The sequence below is a fragment of the Vibrio sp. 99-8-1 genome, assembly GCF_013114595.1.
Lineage (GTDB): Bacteria > Pseudomonadota > Gammaproteobacteria > Enterobacterales > Vibrionaceae > Vibrio.
The window spans coordinates 38,644-59,451 of the sequence record NZ_VTXE01000017.1 but is presented as its reverse complement, the minus strand read 5'-3'; the positions used below and the strand labels follow the sequence as shown (position 1 = coordinate 59,451).

Genomic DNA, 20,808 nt, shown 5'->3' with positions numbered 1-20,808 from the left:
ATGAACAAACGAATATTTGATTTAACTCATCAAGATATAACCACAGCGACAAGACAACAGCTACTCGATTCTATTCGACTCTCGGAAGGGCGAACAATGATGGTAGAAACCATTGCTTCTGCCATTCCAACGGTTGATGTCGTTAGTAATGCTGAGCTTGCTGCTGCGTTTGGTGCAGATATGATCACACTCAATTTATTGAATCTATATAACCCATCAGTAAAAATTAACCTTCATGACACAGCGCAAGAGATGAACATTGAGCAAGTTAAGCAATGCACTGGCCGTCTTTTGGGGTGTAACCTAGAACCTGTTCCTAACGAGGTTGACGTCAATATAGAAGCAGGCAGAACGCTCTCTAAAGAGACCATTAATAACGCCATAGAGTTGGGCATGAACTACATCATGTTAACGGGCAATCCCGGCATGAAGGTAACCCAACAAACCATCCTTGACGGCATTAAGTTAGTCCGGAGTGTCTCCAAAGAGATCATCATCATCGCAGGAAAAATGCATGGCTCAGGCGTTGGAAATGATTACAACTTAGATATTGTCGCGGATTTTGCATCGGCAGGAGCAGATATTGTCATGTTTCCGGCACCTTATACCACTCCCGGTGTCAATGCCGCGCTTGCGCAGCAGATGATGAATGAAGTTCACAAAGCAGGGCTACTCGGCATGCTCGCAATTGGCACCTCGCAAGAGGGAAGTTGTGAAAGTTATATTGAAAAAGTGGCCATGGAATCGAAGGCTGCTGGCGCAGACATTGTGCACATTGGTGACAGTGGTTATTCCGGCTTGGCGATACCAGAAAATATCATGCGTTTGGGGATAACATTACGAGGCCGACGCCACCAATATAAGAGGATGGCCAACCGACGTTAGTGACCAACACAAGGTCGTCGGTGGCTAGAATCTGGCCGAAAAATCAATAAAGCCAGCAATATGCTGGCTTTATTTTTATCGGATAAATGCAGACAATATTTATTTTTCCGTCTCTTCTCGAATTGCTTTAATCAGAACCGACGTGTCCATACGGCCGAAACCTTGCTCAGATAACTGCTTATATTGATTTGTCGCTTTTTCGGTTTGTGGTAATTGAAGACCTTGTCGCTTGGCTTCATCTAAACAGAACCCGAGATCTTTTATCATCCAGTCGATGGCAAAACCAAAATCAAAGCTGTCTTTGGCCATGGTGTCAGCTCGGTTCTCCATCTGCCATGAACCAGCGGCGCCATTTTTTAAGCAGGAAATTAACGACGAGATATCTAAACCGGACTTCTCTGCCAATATCAGCCCTTCAGAGAGACCAGCCAGCGTTCCGGCAATGCATATTTGATTGACCATTTTAGCACGTTGCCCCTGCCCTACACCGCCCATTAATACTGATGACTTACCATACGCATCAAATACGGTCTGCAACCTATCAAAGTCCTGTTCTGAACCGCCACACATAATGGTTAACAAGCCATTTTCTGCTCCGCTTTGTCCACCAGAAACAGGCGCATCCATAAAGCGAATCCCGCTTTCTTGACAAGCAACAGATAGCTCTTCCGCTAATTCCGCAGATGTCGTAGTGTGATCCACCAGTATCGTCCCACTCTTCATCGCAGTAATAGCGCCGTCAGAATGCGTTGTCACGCTTCGTACATCATTATCATTACCAACACAGCAAACAACAATATCGGCATCCTGTACGCTCTCTGCAACGGTCTCACAATAGGATCCACCATACTGTTTAGCCCATTTAGCCGCTTTCTCCGTGGTGCGGTTATAAACCGTGACCTCAAACCCTGCGTTCTGCAGATGGCCAGCCATTGGATAACCCATGACACCTAGGCCAATAAAACTAATTTTCATTATCTATTCCTTTATTCGACTTGTGCATCACTGCGACAGCTTTAATGCGTGAAGCTTTGTTGTTCATTACGATATATGAACATAAATACCACAACATATGAACATAAAAAAACCGGGCGAGCTGCCCGGTTTAATCTTTGTATCAAAGGGGAATTACAGCTCAGCGTTGTGGTAAACCTGCTGAACATCATCACACTCATCAAGAAGATCTAAGAACTTTTGGAACCTTTCCGCGTCATCACCATTAATTGGCGTGTTGGTTTGCGGCACAAAAGTAATTTCTTCAACATCTAAAGTGACATCTGGAAATTCAGCGTTCAGTGTTGTTTTCGCTTTAAAGAATTCAGTATGCGGAGCAAAAACCGTGATAACACCATCTTCTAGCTCTATATCAGTAACATCCACATCTTCCATCATTAAGGCTTCTAGTACCGCTTCTTCGTCTTCTCCTTTAAACTGCAAAACAGCTTGGTGGTCAAACATATGTGCGGTAGTACCTGGGCTGCCTATTTTTGCACCCGTTTTAACAAAGCATTGACGAACATCTTGGAAGGTACGATTGCCATTATCGGTTAAACAATCCACTATCACACTTGCGCCACCTGGAGCGAATCCTTCATAACGAGCGGGTTGGTAATCTTCACCGCCACCACCTGTCGCTTTATCTAGCGCTTTATCAATAACGTGTGCAGGTACTTGGTCTTTTTTAGCTTTCGCGATCAAATGCTTAAGCGAAAGGTTCATGTCAGGGTCCGCGCCACCATTTTTAGCTGACATGTAAATTTCTTTACCGTATTTGGAATAGACTTTAATTTTTGCGCCTTGAGTTTTAGCCATTGAGGCCTTGCGCACTTCAAAACTTCTTCCCATCGGGATGTTCTCTCTGATTCAAATTATTCGGGCAGATTTTAGCAAAAAGCAAAATCAATTCAATTTGTAAGAGCAACCAGCGTTACATTACGCCCATTACTCTCTTGTATTTCTCGATCGACTGTTCAAAACATGCTCTCTCTTCATCACTTTTTAGCTTAGCAGATTGGGCAATAATTTCTTCTGGGCCCACTTTTGCTTGTTTTAATTTCCAAACTAAAAATGACGCTTGTTTATCAAGCTCTATGAGCTGTTTTTCATTGGCAGCTAACAAAGATAGATTTACAGACATGGGTTTATTCATCGATTATTTCTGAGGCGAGCAATATAACACAGAGGTAAGAAACTAGTGAATACTAGAACGTTAACGAAATGGTTATTTTTACGCTTTTCCGAGCTTCGCCACTAGGCTGAGACAAATGACAAGGGCGACCATTTGGTCGCCCATAGCGAAACTTGCAATCTTAATTGCTATCAATGAAGTAAGCCCATCTCCTCGGCTTCCTCTAATGTTAAGCCGCTTTCGCGAATTTCGCGCATCGCTTCAATACGACGACGAGCTTCAGCTGACTTAACGTTCTTCTTTGATTGCTTGGTGTCTTCTTCCGTGAAGTCCCAATTAGATGCAATGTTTGTCATTTCGTCATGATCAATTGAGTTGATAGACATACATACCTCCGTTCAAAACCCCATTAGGGACACTGCTTATTTAGCAAAGTGCCATTTCTTTGTTAAGAGAATCTGGTTAAGAATGTGAACTAGGCATAACTTCTATAATGAAGTTTATAAATCTGTCATTAAGGCTTTGCTTAAAAGAAATTTCAGTCATATTCTTAAAAGATTCCGCGCAATAAATGTAATGAGAGCTAGGTCTCGCTATTGCATCCTCTCAATTGAGCTAAACCAAACTCCTGACGGTAAATTTCAATATCAAACCAGAGTTTGTTGACCTTTCTCGAATACTTTTTACAACAAACTTTTGTCGATGGCATCATATCAAACGTCAATAATGTCTAATTTTCTGGAACGATGATCAAGGCATTCAATTTTGAACAGGCAAAAAAAAAGCGAGTACAAGTACTCGCTAAAAATCATAAATAAATGTAACTACATGAGCCAATCTATAATTAGATATGGATAAAGGGTTGTCTATTCGTCGTTAAGTTTACTTGGCAACCAAAACCGAGTGTCAGGGTTATGTTAGTATTCTGTCCGTAGTTGACTAAATTCCTATCGCAACATCATCTAAAGTCCTAAAGACTTCTTCATCCAGATGTCCCTGTAAAATGGACTTAGAGACTTTACGCCTTACCGCAAGGCCGGATATCAACCTTTCAATTGAAAGGTGCTTATTGGTAGATTGAGCGTTAAATAACTCGATTGTCTTACTAAGAATTTCATAATCGATAATATCATCGCCCACTTTTAACCAGTCCAGCTTCTCTATGAGCTCCTGACACTCTGTTTGAATCGAGGAAGGTGAATGCCCGGTCATTGCAGAAAGAGCCGTTACAGCTCTTTCTAGAGCTTCATTTGAGGTATATTTCGATAAAGTAATGGTTAGTTCATCGGCATTGATCTCAACAAGGTGCTTACGTAACTTAACTCTTCGCCCCAAACGGCCCCCTGATTTAGAGGGTTTACGTTGAATCGGTTCAAACTCACCATCAATAATTTCAGCCAGTTCATCCAATTTCTGCTTTGAAACCAATTCGTTACGAAGAGGGTTCGGTAACGTTGGCGCCATATTGCGTTTACCGGCATTGGTGGTTCTTGCTCTAGAGTAACGTAGTACCTCTTCCACATTACATTTTATATCCAACAGGTAATCAGAGATCTTACCTTTTGTTTCAATCTCAGATATCACTAAGTGATAACCCCACAGGTTAACGGTAAACAGCGTATCTGTACTGTCATCTTTAGATAATTTCTTCAGCTCTCGAATCAACTCAGATGAGAACTTACGCCACTCAATATTTCTTGCGAGCTTTTGATTTAACTCACTTAATAACAGTGAATCCGTAAATCTTCGTGACATTCGGCTACGGAAAAATGAGTACAGTTGAAACACTAATGTATGTTGTTTCAATATCTCTGGTGGAAACAAGAAGAAGTAATCTTTTGTTAGCAACTCTTCATAAAATGATGGCTCCCAAACTAAAATATACAAATTGGGTTTAATTCGGATTTCACCAGATGCATCTTCAGATGGCGCTTCTTCTGACGCAGTGATGGTACGAGCTAAAAAACGGAAACGATCACTTTTAAACCCTTCGGGCATATTTTCACTTAACCAACGTCCGGCAAGTTCATGCAATTGAAAGTCGGTAAATTCAATACGATCGATACTTTCCCGGATCGAGTCTCTCGCAGGGCCACTGTCTTTTTTACCTCTCATTGATAGGATGTCGGTTATATACAGAGGCGTTTTGTTGGGGGTCTGCTGAGCGTTGATATGATAGTCGTCTTGGTGGTGCTCATGGTATTGCACCGTTAATGTAAACAGAGCAAACAGAGTCATTAGATCATCAACGGTCATGATATTTTTTGATGATCGTGTCTCAATGATGGCTCTTGATCCTGAAATAGAGACCATCGATTTTTGATAGCTTTTTCTTGTTCTTGGTGGCGCTAATGCTTGATCAATGATCCCTGCCCAGTTTGTAGGGGAAACAATAAATTGATCCGCTTCATCCTTCATTGCTGGTGGCGTTTGCAGGCCGTATTCTGTTAATAAACGTCGGTTCACTTGTGTTTGAGCGAGCGCTTTTGATCGTTTCTGTTTCTCGGTCTGTTTAGACGTTTCCGTCATCAAACTTGAGGCGCCTAATACAGACACCAATTGGCTTGGATTAACAAAGCTATGCAGCATCGTTTTTCCTGCCAACCCTTCTTCGAACTTAACCGGCGTTTGAGTAAATAGTCCGATACTTACCGCGGCTCTTAATCTTTGTTGAATGGCTGCTCGCGTAAGGTGTCTATCCGTTGCTTCAACTATTTCTGTTGTAGAGACATAACCATCTTTACTGCTTAACCCTCTTAAAGAGATTAGATTCAACAATTCTAAAATACTTTTAGTGACGCCTTTAAAGTGTTGATATTGTTCGATCCAATCAACTGCGTTTTGTGAAACGGCAAATAGATGGCCATCTTTATGATTTCTTGGTAAACGAATTAATATTTTTTCTTCAGACTTCATTTAAGACAATCCATTTTTCATATGCCGTAAAAAGGTTATAGTTCCAAAGAGTAAATAAAATTAGATCATAAATAAAGAGAAATTTTGTTTGTTGGTTTATAACTGATCATAATGATTAATATGATCTATATTGATATAGTGATCTAATGATCCGGGCGTAAAATTATCTTTAACTCTTTGTATCTTAATGAAAAAAAATTAGCCATATTCGGACGCATGATCATGGTGATTTCGGGATAGTGATCAAGGAAAGCCTGCAAGAATGATCATTACTTCTTGAAACAATGATCAAACGATCTTCGAATAAATGATCACTGTTTGTATGAAAGCATGATCAAGAACTTTACACACTTTATCCACAGAAATATGGATTATTGTTAATCATATTTATCTCGAACGGTTAGTTTGTTTGAGTTTTATGTTCTAGAAGCATGATCAAGGTATGAAAGATTGGCCTATTGCTTTGGTTTGGTTGTTACTCAAGTATTGGAATGCAAAATAGCAGGTAACACCTTGTTGCAAAGGGATATGCACAATATCGGGAAGCATGATCAAGAGATTTATTAACCGTATTGATTTCACTTTATGGCAAATCCAGTTGGCGATGGAGCAGGAAAACAATGTCAGATCCCTCATTCAATAAGCACTCGCCGTAATTTACCGTGTTTTTTACATGCTTCCGTAACGATACATCCCCTTGATCATTGATCCGATTATTGATCTCTTTATCTTTATTTTATTTGCTTAGTAAATATACACTTTTACTCTTGATCATCGTTTCGGCTGTTTATAGTTGAAGCGAAAGAATGATCAAGGTGCTCCCTTGATCATTCTTCCCTAATGGGTGGCAAGTTAGCGAGAGTATGTGGCAGTATTTACAGTTCAACACACATCTCCCGTAGTTTATCTACTATTTGTTATCGTTCCGTAAAAAAATCAATTTTACACTGTAAATAAGTGACGCTGTGACATTTTAATTCTGAGGGAATTTGAGTAGCTTTACTTGAATTAAATTTAGCAAATTTTCATCAAAACTAAGAGGCTTTTAGAGGAAAATATATTCTATGCTTGTGATGTTGCTCTAAAATGAATGTTCAGCTATTTATTGAAATGTTCTTTTAATGTTGTACAATCATGTCCATGCATTTAAGTTAAGGTATAAGCTGATGAAACGTGAAAAAACCATTGATAATCTATATCAGTTGGCAGAGCAAACAAAACAAGTTCAAGCAGACCGTATTGAGATTGTATTAGAAGAGCGCAGTGAAGATCATTTTCCTCCTATGTCTAAAGCGCTAATGGAAACACGTTCTGGTCTTACTCGTAGAAAGTTGGATGATGCGATTAGTAAGCTGGAAGAAAATGGTCATCAGTTTACTAAAAATAATGCTAACCACTATTCTATTTCGTTAGCTGAAGCTCATATGCTAATGGATGCGGCGAAGGTCCCGGCTTTCCATCAAAGAAAGCAGAGTGAGAATAACAAACCTTGGGTTATTAATGTTCAAAATCAGAAAGGTGGAACGGGCAAATCTATGTCTGCGGTTCATCTTGCTGCCTGTTTAGCACTGAATCTTGATAAGCGTTATCGTATCTGTTTAATCGACTTAGACCCACAAGGCTCACTGAGACTTTTCCTTAACCCTCAGATAAGCATGGAAGAGCATGATAATATTTACTCTGCCGTAGATGTGATGCTTGAGAATGTACCTGAGGGGACGGTTGTTGACCGTGAGTTCTTAAATAAAAATGTACTGCTACCAACACAGTATCCAAATCTAAAAACTATCTCTGCATTTCCTGAAGATGCGATGTTTAATGCTGAAGCTTGGCAGTATTTATCAGAAAACCAGTCTCTTGATATTGTTCGTTTGTTGAAAGAAAATTTGATCGAAAAGATATCTGATGATTTCGATATTATAATGATAGATACAGGGCCACACGTTGATCCGCTGGTATGGAATGCAATGTATGCATCCAATGCTTTGTTAATCCCTTGTGCCGCCAAACGTTTGGATTGGGCCTCGACAGTAAACTTTTTCCAGCATTTGCCTACTGTATATGAGATGTTCCCTGAGGATTGGAAGGGCTTAGAGTTTGTTCGACTCATGCCAACAATGTTTGAAGATGATAATAAAAAGCAAGTTTCTGTGTTGACGGAAATGAACTATTTATTGAATGATCAGGTTATGATGGCGACGATTCCTCGAAGTCGGGCCTTTGAAACCTGTGCGGATACGTATAGTACTGTTTTTGATCTAACGGTTGGTGACTTTGAAGGTGGCAAAAAAACGTTAGCTACAGCTCAAGACGCAATTCAAAAGAGTGCGTTGGAACTTGAGCGAGTATTACACAGTTATTGGAATTCACTAAACCAAGAGTAAAGAAAGATGGCAATTAAAACTTCTGAACTTAATGCTAAGTTATTTGGAAAAGCGAATAAGCGCAGAGCAACAACTCCGCAGCAAGCGCAGACAGCAGCGAAAGATAAAGCTCAAGTCATAGAACTTGCTGTTGCTGGAAAAGAGTTAGTTCAATTTGAGCTAATGACTATACCTGCGGATAAAGTGGCCTCTGATACTTGTGTTTTTGAACAAAACTCTCGTGAGCAGTCATTTTTAAATGAGCATGCACTATCTGACGTATTGGCAACGCTAAAAGAGAGAGGGCAGCAGTATCCGGCAGTAGGTCGACGTGATAAAAATGGAAAAATTGAAGTACTTGATGGTAGCCGTCGTCGTATGTCTTGCATCTTGGCTGAGAAAGATTTTCTAATATATGTTGCCGATGGTATTGGAGTCGAAGAAGCTAAGTTTTTATCTGATGTTGCTAATGCGCATAAGCCTTTATCTCTTTATGAAAAGGGAAAGGAGATGCAAGCAAAATTGGATAGCGGAGAAGCTGAAGATCAAAAAGCCTTAGCTCAGATATTCCAATGTAGTGAAGCTTTGGTGAGTGGCGCGTTAAAAGCCGCTTCATTGCCTCTGCCTCTGTTGCAATCATACCCTAATGTTGCAGAGCTCGGTCGACCAACAATGGTAAGACTGCATAAACAATATAATGAGTTGGGTGACTCTGCTAAACAAGCATTACTCGATAAGTGCGATAGTAATGGTGGTTTTATTTGGCAACAAAGTGATGCCCAAGGTGTTGCTCGAATTACCAAGGAAGTATCTGAGCAGTTAGAAGAGTGGATCGAAAAGTTACAGCCAAAGAAAACAGAGACAACCGCTAAGAAAGAGTTATTAGAAGGGCGAGTTCAGTACACAAGGAAAGGAGCTAATTTGGCTCTACAACTGAAAAAAATAGATGATGATACAGTGGCAGATATTCTCGCCTATATTGAATCTAAGTTGAACTAAACCCTGTTCTCAATCAGTAAAAAGTCGCATTAGCGGCTTTTTTTTTTCTCTGTGATACCATTAGCTTTCTAGTCACTACATTATTAGATGCCACATGTTGCCTTTCTTACCGTTTCTACTCTCGCTATCCCAATTGGCTGAAAAACAGAATCATCGATATTTAGTCCGTTTGAAAGGGAGCAAGCAGTGGAAAGAGCAGCTCTTTACCTCTTTCATCCGGCAAAAAAGATATTCAGAAGTCATTAAATTGGACGGTAGTTCGATTGAAGGGATCTCCAATTTAACTTATCGACAGGGGAGGAGTTTACTAGGAAAAGAGTGTGACTGTATTTTCTATGATTCTGTTAACGGCTTCGATGGTAATAGCCTGGCTGCGGCGTCTGGCTGTCTAAAAGGTGGCGGACTGTTTTTCTTTCATTTTGTAGAGTCAGACAATAACTCCTCTCGCTGGATTGCTGATCATTTAGAAAACGGCATTACTTTGGATCAGGCACAACCCTGTCCAGAGTTACCTTATGCAGATAATAGTAAACAGCAATGGGTAAAGAGCGAGGGGCAGCGAAGTTATGACGAGCAAAATTGCGCGATAGCCCAAATACATAATGTCGTCTTAGGACACAGTAAGCGTCCTTTAGTTATAACAGCGGATCGAGGAAGAGGCAAAAGTTCCGCTCTCGGTATTGCATCTGCGCAATTGATGATGCAAAAAGATATGGTTATTGCGGTAACGGCGCCCGCCCGAAAATCATTATCACCACTGTTTGAACATGCAAGGTTAAATCTGGCTAATGCCGAGTTAGTTGAGCAAAACACTATTCAGTGGAAGCAGTCCCAACTGATCTATGTTGCTGCTGATGAACTGTTATCGGGAGAAGTCTGTTGCGACTTATTGCTGATTGATGAAGCATCTGCGATTCCAATAACGATGCTTAAAGCGTTAGTTAGCCGTTATCCTCGTGTTGTACTCTCCACCACTATTCACGGTTATGAAGGGTGTGGAAGAGGATTTACTCTCAAGTTTTATCCTTGGTTACAAGATAATAGGCCGGGATGGAAACACTATCATATCAATGAAGCAATACGCTGGAACAAAAATGATCCTTTAGAAGAGTGGATATTTAAGCTGTTTTTGTTAAATCATGATCTTGATACTGACAAGGCGGTTTTATCTTCAAGTGATAGCAGGTCGTTTTCTTTAGTCGACAAAAATGAGTTGCTTCAATCCTCAGAGCTATTTAGCCGCTGTTTTTCTCTTTTGGTTAATGCTCACTATCAAACTTCGCCTAACGATTTGTTGCAGATTCTTGATGACCCGTCGCTTCACTTATATACGCTGCGTTGTAAGGAATCTGTTTTGGGCTGTTTGGTCGTAAAGCAAGAAGGTGATATTGAAGGGGAGCTTGCTAACGCTATTGTGGCTGGTTCAAGAAGACCAAAAGGGCATTTAGCGCCATCTTTGATTGCTAGCCAATACGGCTTAAAGGAAGCACTGTATGAGCCGTGTGTCCGGATTATGCGCATAGCGGTATCACCAATATTACAAAATAGTGGTATCGGAACGAGTATGCTGGATGAGTTAATCACTCGTAATGATTTTGCGGCCAGTTATTTTGCAACGAGCTATGGTGTGAGTGGCGATTTACTGCATTTTTGGCAAAAGAGTGATTTCATGCCCGTTAGGCTTGGCTCAAGTTATGACAAAGCCAGCGGTACTCACTCTCTATTAATGGCCAAACAAGTTAAAGCTATGCCATGGCTTGATACGGCATTGAGTTATTTCCCTCGTAATTTGTTATCACTATTGGCGGACAGTTTTACTAGTTTAGATACAAGTCTGATTAAATCTATGCTTGCTTCGGATAATGTCGCAGCGCATAAGTTGAGTTCTTCAGAGCTGCAATTACTAAGTTTATACGCAAGCGGTGGAAGTTCTTATGAAAGTGTTCTGTTTCTATTAAGTGATTTTGTTGAGCAGCAACTGCTCAGCACCAACGAACATCTGTCGAATTTATTGATAAGCAAAGTGTTACAAAAGCGGACATGGTCGGATTGCGCCAGATTATATGGTTACTCTGGTCGTAAACAGACCGAGAGAGAATTGCGACAGCATATTCAGTTATTGCTGGAATTTACACTGTAAAGTGGGGGTGTTTTACAGTGTAAACTCTTTGTGTGATTTACACTGTAAACTGCAAAAGTAAATCAATGGTTAAAAAAATGCACATTTTACAGTGATGGAATGCTAATTTTTGTCTAAACTTTTACAAATTGTTTCATTCTTTAGTTAGACTGGTTCTGAAACTTGATATGAGCTTTATGTGAAATGTGGAAAGAGATCACTCGATTAGCTGATGATAAGAAAAGTGTTATTGCTCAACTGCCGAAAGGCGATGAAGTTGGGCCTACTTTTAGCGTCCAAGGTTTAGATACCGTACTTAATTCATTGGGTGCGGCGGCATTCTTCTATGATGACGAAGAAGCAAACCGTTTTGTAAGAGCTGCAAAAGAAAATAAAAAATCAGCCTATGAAGGGGTGGTTGTTGCTCTAGAGAAAGACGCAGAAGTAATTGTGGATATTACTGACCACGATATGGTCGCGACAATGAAAGTGACTGGAGCATATGGAGGCAAGGCATTAAGAGGCCCTGATGTACTTAAAGTGCTGGCAGAAGCTCATGTGACGAAAGGCATCAATAAACTGGCTCTGAAGAAAGTTCTCTCCGTCAGCAGCACGTTATCTCCGGGAGAAGTATTTGAACAGCCTGTTGCCGTTGGCACAGCAGCTAAACATGGGAAAGATGCCAAATTTGTCCCTTTAGTTGAAGATGTCGATAACAGAGTATTAGCTCCGCAAGAAACCAATGCTAAAACCCACAAAGTTGATATGCGAGATTTGGGCGAAACCATTACTGTTGCTGCAGGAGAAGCCTTGATGAAGCGTGTCCCTGCCACATCAGGTAAACCTGGTTTTACCGTACTCGGTAATGTATTGCAGCCAAAAGCTGGTAAAGATACCCCACTAAAAGAAGGCAAGGGTTCTGCCTACGATAGAGACGATCCTAACTTACTCCGTTCAAGTAACCCCGGTATGCCGATCATCAAGAAAAACTCTGTCGATGTGGATCCGGCGTTAAGCCTAACGAAAGTCGATGTAACGACAGGTCACGTTAAGTTTAAAGGAAGCGTTGTTGTATCCGGTAATATTGAACCGGGTATGGTCGTTAGAGCGACTGGTTCATTGACGGTAGGCGGTTTCATCGAATCGGCGGATGTTCAGGCCCAAGAAGATATTATTGTCGGTAAAGGCATCATTGGCCACGCTGTCGATGATGGTGAAGATAAAGCGTGTGTGGTGAAAACCAACGGCAGTATTAAATCCAAGTATGCGCAATATGCATTTTTGCAAGCGACAAAAGACATCAGTTTAGAGCTGCATAGTATGAATAACACAATTATGTGTGCGAGAGATTTTTCTGTTATAGACCCCAGTGAAAAGAAAGGGACCTTAAGCGGCGGTTTAACAAAAGCAGGGGGGAAAATCCTCTGTGCAAACTTGGGTGTTGAGGGGGATACGGCAACTCAGGTACAAGCGTTCGTCCGTTACAATAAGTATAAGCAAGGTATTAATGAGCTGAAAGAGAGATATCGTGTTGCGCAGAACAATACCATGGATGCTGTCCGTGCTGAAATTGAGTTAAAGAAAACCCCTAAATCTGAGCGCAGCGAGAAAGATGTTACTGATTTAGAAACGAAAAAGTCTGAGCTGAGTAAATTAATGGAAGAGGCGAAGACAAAGCTTGAAAGAGCAGAATCTGAGTTAGAACGATTACTTTCTGAAAATACGGTGACGGCTAGAAATCATGTCTTTACTCGTGTCACTGTCTTGTATGGAGACGAATCTGTTATTACAAAACGAGAGCATGGTTCCAGTGTGTTCTCCTTTAATCAATATGAGATTAAATGTCGCTCCATGGTTGAAGGTGCAGAGGAAGGCGAGGGAGAAGAAGAGCTATAAAAGCAAACAAGCCTTAACCGGTCACTTTCTAAGTAGAATAAAAAATAGCCCTCAAATTGAGGGCTATTTTGAACACGCAACATTGCAAATAAAGCTGTGTAGAACCAATCTGTTAACTTACGGCTCGTACTCTGCCATGTTTTAAGTCGTCGAGAACTTGATGCTTAGGCCCATCCGCGATCACGGCGCCTTTCTCCATGACGATGATTCGATCGACGATATCCAACATCGATGTTTTATGAGTAATAAGAATTAATGTCTCGTTCTTACGCAGTTGAGCAAGTTGATTCTTAATATGCATCTCAGTACGATTATCCATGGCACTGGTCGGTTCATCCATAAGAAGAACCGGCGGACGGCCAAGCAATGCACGAGCAATGGAGACCGATTGACGTTGTCCACCGGAAAGCAGTAAGCCGCCTTCGCCGACTTGTCTTTCGAGCCCTGCGGGATCTTGCTGAGTAAATACGGTAACACCCGCTCGGTTTGCAGCATCCAATACTTCTCTATCATCCACCAGCGTTTGACCTAACGTTATGTTATCTCTAATGCTGCCAAAAAACAGGGTACTCTCTTGCGGCACGCAACCAATGTTACGCCTTACATCCACATGATGCAGCTGGTTGATGTCTGTACCGTCGATACGTACATGACCTTCTGTCGGTTGGTACAACCCCATAATAAGTCTTTCTAGGGTGGTTTTACCTGAGCCAATTCGTCCAATAATTGCTACTTTTTCGCCCGGATTAATACGGATTGATAAATCACGAATTGCAGCAATGGGGGCATCAGGGTAATGGAAAGTCACCTTATCCAGCTCAATTTTCCCTTGGATAATCGGGCGGTGGATATAGCGTTTTCCTTCTTCCTGTTCGTCAGGCATTGACATCACTTGTTCAATAATCGTCATTGATGACTTGGCCTGATTGTAACGAGTAGAGAGTAATGACAACTGGACCAAAGGACCAATAGCACGCCCACTCAACATGGTAGCCGCGATTAATCCCCCCATGGTCAGTTCACCATCGGCAATAAGATAAACGCCGAGTATGATCATACCAACGTTACAAGATTGCTGAACTAAGCCGGCCATATTTTGGATGGTGTCGGTAATGCGACGGGTTTTGATGTTCCAGTTAGCCATGTGAGCCACAGCTTCTTCCCATCGGTACTGAAACTGACTTTGTGCACCAAACAGTTTTACTGACTCTAAACCCGCTAAGCTCTCAATTAGGTTGGCGTATTTTTGAGAAGCTAACCGAGAGCCTTCTTCGATACTCTTGCGTAAAGGCCCCTGAATCAACAGAGAGTGGATTGCCAGTATTAATACACCGATGATAGGGATAATGACCAAATTGCCAGCCAGCAGCCATATAACCACTAAGAAGAGCAGAGCAAAGGGCAGATCGATCAGTGCTGAGATAGTGGCGGAAGTAAAGAATTCTCGGATCGACTCAAACTCTTGAAGGTGTCTGGCAAAGGCACCGACAGAAGGGGGCTTCGATTCCATGCGGATGCCCATTACCTTGCTAAACAGTTTTGATGAGATGATCACATCCGATTTTTTCCCTGCGACATCAATAAAATAGCTTCGCAATAACTTCAATATAAAATCGAATATGAAAACAACAAAAATACCTGACGCTAACACCCACAATGATTCAAATGCGAGATTTGGTACAACTTTATCGTATACTAGACGGGTAAACATCGGAGCCGCAATAGCAAAGATATTCACCAAAAGAGAGGCAATTAATACATCTCTATAGATATGTTTAGACTCAAATAAAGTTCCCCAAAACCAATGTCCATCACGGGTTTTCAATATCTCTGGAGAGCGCTCGTCATAACGAAACTGCTTTTTAACTAAAAAGTATCGTCCAATATACTGCTGTTCTAGTTCCTCCAATGGAATAGATACTGGCATGGTGTCGGATTCTGCTGTGACAACTTCCGCTTCACCGCTTTCACTGTTAACGCTAACGAGGACACAAGCATCGCCGTCTTTAAGCAGTAACACCGCAGGTAGAATTAAATCAGAGATAGCAGATAACTTGGCGCGATTCTCTTTGGCGACTAACCCTGCTCGCTCTGCAGAGCGAGGAAATAGGAATGGAGTAAGCCTACCGTCAGACAAAGGCAAACCATTGATTAATGCGTCAGGGGAATTCGCTAGTCCATAATATCTACTGATATAGATAAGAGAATTCAATAGTGGATCATGCATTGTGCTACGGCCCTTTATTTATCGACGATGAAGCCTTGGAACACTTCTATAAAGTGCTCAGACAGAAAATCTAATTGAGCTTGTGTTTCTACCCTTGAAGCAATGGTTGTCACACCAAGATCGTGTGCGGTTCTTGAAATAGAGGTTAACGTATAACGCTGTTTCTCATCTTCAATTTGATGGGTATATAGATAATCCAGTTTCACATATGTAGGTCTAAACTCATTGATGTAATCAAGTGAGTGGAAGTTTCGACCGTAATTATCAACGCCAAACTCTGAACCACTGCTGCGAATTGCGTGGCACAGTAGGGCGGTATGGTGTTGGTTATTCACAAAGCAGATCTCAGGAATTTCAAAATGCAGTCTATTGGCGACAGAGTGATGTTTTGATAGTACTTTGGTTAACCAGCGGATAAAGCTCGGTTCAGAAATACTGCTAACCGTTAAGTTAATCGCTATGGTTCCTTCGATGCTTCCTTCTTCTAGTCCCTTGATCATGCTTTCGATAACATACTCATCAAAGATGTAACCGGCATTCAGTTGCTCAAGAGCAAATAGGTACTGGTTTGCAGTATAGCGAGTGCCATCTTTCTCAATGGACGAGAAGACTTCTTTGTGGAAACTTTCACCATTTGCTTGGTTTGCTGACTGGAACTTAAACTCGATAGATTGGTTGTTAATCGCCTCTTCCACCAGTGCTTTCCACTGCTGTTTACCCAGCATCATTTGATCATTGCTATTAGAGACCAAGCCATAGCTCTGCTCTGGATGTGAATGCGCTAAAGAGAGTGCGTTATCCACTAAAGAGAGAATATCGGTAGTGGATTTGCGTTCTTCGTTATACACCAGACCTAGCGATAGCTCCATTGGCGCAGTACCTGTTGGGTCAGGCCGCATGTTTTGTGCATTATCTACTATATTATTCGCCAACAGTTTTAGCTCTTCTTCGCTGACATTAGGCAGAATAAAGCCAAACTCTTCGGTGTTGATTCTTGCAATGGTGACCGCTGGGGAGTTCATGGTAACTTTGAGATGGTCAGAAAGCTCCTTGACGAGTTGATCGCCAGTCTCATAGCCGGACTCATCGTAAGCATCTTTAATAAACTGAGCTTGAAGGAGAGCAACCCCTCCTTTGCCAGACTCATTCAACCACTGAGTTAACTGTCCCATGAAGAATGAACGGTTTCCTAGTTGAGAGACAGGGTCCATATAAGCGCGTTTACGTAACTGTTCCGCTTCTTTAGCTTGTGCTCTAAAACTCTTTTCTACCTGCTTTGACATGGAGTTGATGCCTTCAACCACAGCAATGAGATCTTTTGTTCTCGGTTTTTCTAATGGCTCTCCAAAATGGTTTTTCGCAATATCTTCCATTTTCCGAGTGATCAGCTTTAGTGGCTTAAGTGCACGTGTAAGCATCAATGACACAAGAACAATACCAATCAGGAACATACCTAAAAAGGCGGTGGCCAGATTAACAAGAGCGGCCCAGAGTTGCTCGTAGGCGTCACCGGGGTGGCTAACGATCTCAATTTCAGCAAGCTGCATCCAACCACTGGTTACCACTCGACGATCATGTAACTTATTGAGGAAGTTAAGCTCAGTAAACCACTTAGGTACACCATTGGCGACTACGGGATAAGAACGGACAATCTCTTCATCGGTATCTAAAAAGGTCAATCGAACAACGGAGTATGAACTTCCGTCGAAAAGAGCGTTGATTACCGATTCAACAGCAACGCTATCTTTTTGTTCAAGATAGGGTGCTAAAGCTAATCCTACGGTATTAATGGTATTGTTCATCTCTGAACGTTGTTGCTGCATTAAGAAGTTGCGAGTGGTTTTGAACTCGACAGCCATTACTGAGCCAATCAGTATCAAAAATACAGCTAACATACCCGCGACAAGTTGTTTATATAATGTCATGGTGGTTACTCATCGTAGTTAATTATTGGTTTATTGAATTCCAGCGATTTATTGCGGGAACGTAGGTCATTCCATAAGCTTAATCTGGACGCTTTACCGGCCAGTTTTCCGCTTGCTTTTTCTTTCATGAGCCACAAGTTCTTACCGTTAAAGCTATAGATAGGCAGTAAGTCACGGCGTTTAGTGGCCGGTTTTATTTCTGGATCAATATTATCCAGTAGAACGGGTACAGCATTTGGGGTCGAGTAATAGGCCAAAACCATATGGAACTGGTTAAGTGTTAGTGACTTAACATAAACCAATCTCAGTTTCTTATCGGATATACCCAGTTCTAGTAGTGAAAAATACTTGGCGATGGTGAAGTCCTCACAATCGCCGGCGTTGCTTCCCAAAAACTCTAATGGTGTTGCCCAGTAATCGTTCTTTCCCCATAAATCGATATCATTGACAAAGTAGAGCTGATTAAAAAACTGATTTATCTTGCTCATCTGTTGCGATTCACTTTGAGACTTAAGTGACGCCATTGTTTTCCGCCAAGCATCGACTCGTTTGCCTGCCCGAGGGCCATATGTATTTGATACTGCGTCAACCCAGCGCTGTTCCTGACTATTGAGAGCCAGTGAGGTTACTGAGAACATGAGTAGGGAGAGCAGTACTAGGCGAATCATCACGGCGTAATATCACCTAATTTGAAATAATACATAGGCTGTTTATTCTCTGAGTGCGGTCTGTTTTGCCGAAAGAATAGGTTTCAACAGATAGTCTAAAACCGTACGCTTACCGGTAATAATATCTACGGAAGTGGTCATTCCTGGAATGATGGGCAGTTCTCCCATAGCCCCAAACTTATGCTCGTCAGTTCGCACTCGAACTAAGTAGAAGCTGTTTCCCTCTTCATCTTGAATGGTATCGGCACTAATGTGTTCCAGAACGCCTTCTAAGCCACCGTATCGAGTAAAATCATAGGCGCTAAACTTAACAATGGCTTGCAAGCCCGGGCGCAAAAATGCGATATCTTGCGGGGCAATTTTAGCTTCAACTAAAAGCGTGTCCTCGGAAGGTACAATTTCAATTAGGTCCATGCCCGGTTGGATAACACCACCAACGGTGTTGATATAAAGCTTCTTAACTGTCCCTGTGACAGGCGAGATAACGACGGTACGATTCACTCTGTCTTCTAGCCCGACAGCAGACTCAGTGATGGCTGACAACTTATCTTGAGCCTGATTGAGCTTCTCTTGCTGCTCGGAACGAAATTTAAGGGCAGCATCAACTCGGCTCAATGTTGCTTCACGGATAGCCGATATTAAAGTCGGAATTTTGAGTTCAGTAGAGGTTAACTCTCGTCGAGTATCATTTAATTGACGTTGCAGTTTCAGCAGTTCAATTTTAGGAACCACCCCTTCGATGGCTAGAGGTTCTGTTATATCGAGCTCTCTTTTGGCAAAGTTATAACTGGTCTTTAGGTTTCTCGCTCTTGCTCTTAGCTCCACCAGCTCTTGTTGTTTCTGGTTCACCTGTTGCGCCAAAACGGATACCCGATTGTTTAAGTTCTCGAGGTCTTGTTTGTACTCTGCAAACTGTCGTTTTACTAGAGCGGGTTGCCCCTCAGACAACACCGGAGGAAAAGCGAGTTTACTCGAGTTGATTTTTACACTCTCTTGCCAGTTGCTGTTGTCAAAATTTTCCATTACCACAACACTGGTAATTGACGCGGATAATTGTAAAACACTGGCGGTAAGGTTTGCGACTTGTTGTTCGCGTTCTCTAAAATCAGATCGAAAACGTGTGTCATCAATTAATATGAGCTGTTGTCCCTCTTCGACCATTTCACCTTCTTTAACTAATAGGCGTTTAACTAATCCGCCTTCTAGGTTCTGTACGATCTGAAGTTGAGAGGAAGGAATGACTTTCCCTTGTCCGACGGTGACTTTATCTATTTGTGCCCAGCCAGCCCAAGCAATAGCGGCAATAAAAAACAGTACCATGATCCAAAGTAGTAACCTTGCACTACTTGGTGTATTGAGTAGCAGTGCTGCGGTTTTATCATCGATATAATCTAATTCATTATCTGTTAGCTTTTGATAATTCTTACTACTCATTCGCTATCCCTAGAGATTTATAACACCAGTTATTTGATGAAGACGGAGAACTCAAGCATTTTAAAAGGCTGATAGCACAGCTGTTGCCGTTGAGCGGAGTTACTTGAGTATATATTAATAATCAATTTTATTCTTTGTTAAGATAAATGTTAAGGTTCAGAGACTTTTATTTGGCTCTCAAATAGTTAGGTTTGGTATATTGACGGTATTGTTTGCTGCTATTGCCGCAAACAACGATTAATCAGTGATTGATCTGTCTTGCTTGTTGTAAGGTATATACTCATTTGACCTCAAGATTCAGGAGTCAGATCTGCATCAACAGGCTCAGTTCAAAAAGAGATAATCGAAGCAATGGCATCCCCCTTTCAAGGTTATCTGACGCAGAAATGGGGAGGTTGATGAGCTCCCAAAGGGCGAGTTTTATTGGCTCCTGCTCTGTGTTACGGATTCTTGTCGTAGAGTGACTATGTCTTCAAATCAGTGTTTTGATCACAAGCCAATGAATTCTCGCTGAATAAGCCTCTTGAGGTTAGTTGAATATAAGCGCAAAATCGAAAAAAAAGAGTAAGGATTAAAAATGGAACTGTCAGATATTCGCCGCGAATATATAAAAGGCGGTCTACGCCGCAAAGATATCAATGAAAATCCAGTGGAACAGTTTAATCTCTGGTTACAACAAGCGGTTGATGCCAAGTTAACGGACCCTACCGCAATGACAGTTGCAACCGTTGATAAAACTGGGCAGCCTTTTCAGCGCATCGTGTTATTAAAAGATGTTGATAATACGGGCTTTGTGTTTTATACCAACTTGGCCAGCCGAAAAGCACAACAAATTGAAGATAATGCAAAAGTGAGTTTGCATTTTCCGTGGCACCCAATAGAAAGACAGGTTCATATTACAGGTGTTGCTGAGAAGCTCAGCGCAGTGGAGAATATGAAGTATTTTTCTTCTCGACCAAAAGAGAGTCAAATTGCGGCTTGGGCGAGTAAACAGAGTAGTCGTCTTTCTGCTCGAGGGCTGTTAGAAGGAAAGTACCTTGAGCTTAAGCAGAAATTTGCTAATGGAGAGATACCTATCCCTTCATTTTGGGGAGGATACCGTATTCGCCCTGAGTCTATTGAGTTTTGGCAAGGTGGTGAACACCGTTTGCACGATAGATTTTTATTTCAGAAACATGATGAAGAGTGGGATATTGAAAGGTTAGCGCCTTAATTTTATCGCTTTCTAATAAAAAGACCGGGTAGTGA

General features: G+C 41.6%; 15 protein-coding genes. 6 read left to right on the top strand and 9 right to left on the bottom strand.

All coding sequences use genetic code 11. The features are described from left to right. Entirely contained in the window at positions 1-885 is an 885-nt protein-coding gene (locus F0227_RS11425; protein ID WP_171753335.1) for a dihydrodipicolinate synthase, read from the top strand. 99 nt (positions 886-984) lie between these two features. Here the strand turns inward: F0227_RS11425 and F0227_RS11420 are convergent, their stop codons facing one another. The 5 genes from F0227_RS11420 to F0227_RS11400 form a co-directional block, all read right to left on the bottom strand. After that, positions 985-1,860: an NAD(P)-dependent oxidoreductase gene (locus tag F0227_RS11420; protein ID WP_171753334.1), complete on the bottom strand. Its 876-nt coding sequence runs from the start codon at positions 1,858-1,860 to the stop codon at positions 985-987. 153 nt (positions 1,861-2,013) lie between these two features. Next, positions 2,014-2,730, bottom strand: a complete 717-nt coding sequence (locus F0227_RS11415; protein WP_171753333.1) for a YebC/PmpR family DNA-binding transcriptional regulator — start codon at positions 2,728-2,730, stop codon at positions 2,014-2,016. Between the two features lie 82 nt (positions 2,731-2,812). Further along, positions 2,813-3,022: a DUF3283 family protein gene (locus tag F0227_RS11410; protein ID WP_171753332.1), complete on the bottom strand. Its 210-nt coding sequence runs from the start codon at positions 3,020-3,022 to the stop codon at positions 2,813-2,815. A gap of 182 nt (positions 3,023-3,204) precedes the next feature. Beyond that, positions 3,205-3,399, bottom strand: coding sequence for a hypothetical protein (locus F0227_RS11405; protein ID WP_171753331.1), 195 nt, complete (start codon positions 3,397-3,399; stop codon positions 3,205-3,207). 553 nt (positions 3,400-3,952) lie between these two features. After that, complete coding sequence (locus F0227_RS11400) at positions 3,953-5,929, bottom strand: replication initiator protein RctB domain-containing protein (RefSeq protein WP_171753330.1); 1,977 nt, start codon at positions 5,927-5,929, stop codon at positions 3,953-3,955. A 1,166-nt stretch (positions 5,930-7,095) separates the two neighbouring features. Between F0227_RS11400 and F0227_RS11395 the strand changes: the two genes are divergently transcribed. The 4 genes from F0227_RS11395 (at position 7,096) to F0227_RS11380 (ending at position 13,306) form a co-directional block, all read left to right on the top strand. Further along, positions 7,096-8,313: a ParA family protein gene (locus F0227_RS11395; protein ID WP_171753329.1), complete on the top strand. Its 1,218-nt coding sequence runs from the start codon at positions 7,096-7,098 to the stop codon at positions 8,311-8,313. A 6-nt stretch (positions 8,314-8,319) separates the two neighbouring features. Beyond that, entirely contained in the window at positions 8,320-9,291 is a 972-nt protein-coding gene (locus F0227_RS11390; protein WP_171753328.1) for a ParB/RepB/Spo0J family partition protein, read from the top strand. A 94-nt stretch (positions 9,292-9,385) separates the two neighbouring features. Further along, the gene (locus F0227_RS11385) at positions 9,386-11,431 is read left to right on the top strand and encodes a GNAT family N-acetyltransferase (protein ID WP_171753327.1); all 2,046 of its coding nucleotides are present in this window, start codon (positions 9,386-9,388) and stop codon (positions 11,429-11,431) included. A 183-nt stretch (positions 11,432-11,614) separates the two neighbouring features. After that, positions 11,615-13,306 (top strand): FapA family protein, encoded by a 1,692-nt coding sequence (locus tag F0227_RS11380; RefSeq protein ID WP_171753326.1) that lies wholly within the window; start codon positions 11,615-11,617, stop codon positions 13,304-13,306. A gap of 112 nt (positions 13,307-13,418) precedes the next feature. Here F0227_RS11380 and F0227_RS11375 read toward each other — a convergent pair whose 3' ends face one another. From F0227_RS11375 to F0227_RS11360, 4 genes are read right to left on the bottom strand one after another with little or no spacing between them, the layout of a single operon-like run. After that, a complete protein-coding gene (locus F0227_RS11375; protein ID WP_171753325.1) occupies positions 13,419-15,533 on the bottom strand; it encodes a type I secretion system permease/ATPase in 2,115 nt (704 codons plus the stop codon). Positions 15,534-15,547: 14 nt separating this feature from the next. Then, entirely contained in the window at positions 15,548-17,458 is a 1,911-nt protein-coding gene (locus F0227_RS11370) for an EAL domain-containing protein (protein WP_171753324.1), read from the bottom strand. A gap of 5 nt (positions 17,459-17,463) precedes the next feature. After that, positions 17,464-18,126, bottom strand: a complete 663-nt coding sequence (locus tag F0227_RS11365; protein ID WP_171753371.1) for a transglutaminase-like cysteine peptidase — start codon at positions 18,124-18,126, stop codon at positions 17,464-17,466. Between the two features lie 42 nt (positions 18,127-18,168). Beyond that, positions 18,169-19,560 (bottom strand): HlyD family type I secretion periplasmic adaptor subunit, encoded by a 1,392-nt coding sequence (locus tag F0227_RS11360; RefSeq protein WP_171753323.1) that lies wholly within the window; start codon positions 19,558-19,560, stop codon positions 18,169-18,171. 577 nt (positions 19,561-20,137) lie between these two features. On the opposite strand from F0227_RS11360, the gene pdxH reads away from it, so the two are divergent. Then, positions 20,138-20,773, top strand: a complete 636-nt coding sequence (gene pdxH, locus F0227_RS11355; protein ID WP_171753322.1) for a pyridoxamine 5'-phosphate oxidase — start codon at positions 20,138-20,140, stop codon at positions 20,771-20,773. The last annotated feature ends 35 nt before the right edge of the window (positions 20,774-20,808 follow it).